The 1,135-nt window shown below is 60.6% G+C and carries 1 protein-coding gene; it reads left to right on the forward strand.

Features of this window, described 5'->3' with window-relative positions:
- The first annotated feature begins 189 nt into the window (after positions 1 to 189).
- Complete coding sequence (locus I0Q12_RS29805) at positions 190 to 834, forward strand: hypothetical protein (protein ID WP_197257391.1); 645 nt, start codon at positions 190 to 192, stop codon at positions 832 to 834.
- Positions 835 to 1,135 lie beyond the last annotated feature (301 nt).

Consider the following 1,135-nt stretch of genomic DNA (forward strand, 5'->3'; position numbering starts at 1 on the left):
GTAATCGTCGAGCAGCTCGAGGCGATCCGAGAGGCGGCCGAGAACCCGGCACCGACCAATGTGCAGGTCGACATCGACCGTGGGTCCGGCGTGGCCAACATCGCAATTATGAAAGGTGGCATGTAGTTGTGAGATAATAAGTGCCACAACATGATTCAACAATTCATCCACATTACCTAGGAGGCAACCATGACAGACGACCTCACCGTCTACGGCGTTGACGCCGAGATCAACGACGCGAAGGCCGAGCTTGCAGAACTTGAGCAGCGCGTCATCAGCGGCGATAACAAGGTCACTCCGTCGATGCTCGGCAAGATCCGCGAGAAGCTCGAGTTCCTCGGGCTGCGACGCAAAGCAGCCGAGAACATCGAGCGGGACCGCCTGGAGAAACAGCGCCAATGCGATATCGAGGCCTGGCAATCCGACCGGCGCGAATTCCTGAACTCAGACTTCCGGCCACTCCAAGAGGCTTACGCGGCTGTCGTCACCGCGAGCGGCGTCCTCATTTCCCTCGCCGAAGAGAGGGAACGCAAGCGCCTTCTCCTGGAGGACCGCGGCCGGAAATTGGGCCAGGATCTCGGGTTCGTGACCGAGGGGTGGGATCCGAAACAAACGCTCGAGATGGCCGCCAACGAGGGAGCTTCAGGGTATGCGAAGGATTTCGGATTCGGTGCGGCCAAGCGGATTCACCTCCAGCATCGAGTCGAGGAGCTCACTGCCGCCAGCCCCATCCGGGCAAAGGAGGGACACGATCAGCGCGTGTCCGCCGCGATCGCCGCACTGAACGCCAGAATCGCCGAGCAGTATGAGGGCGAGACTGCAGGTGAGGGCTAGGGGAAACGTGGCGAACAGGTTCTTCCGCGAGATCGGGCCCGAAGACAACCCATCAGACCCAAACAAGGATTACGGACCGGGTGGCTTCGCAGGCTGGGACTACCGGCGACGGATGCGCCAGCTCGACGAAGGCAACTCATCGAACACCCCGCCGGATCAGAGCCTTCCAGGCTACTTCGACGATGGCACCGATCGGACAGATGATTAGGGGAATCGACATGACCAGAATTGATCCGGATACTATCGACCGCGGCATGTCCCGCGTTCGGATGCTCACCGAGGGAAGCACACCTCAGCGCGG

Origin of the sequence: Rhodococcus sp. CX (genome assembly GCF_015865005.1) — a bacterium.
GTDB lineage: Bacteria > Actinomycetota > Actinomycetes > Mycobacteriales > Mycobacteriaceae > Rhodococcus.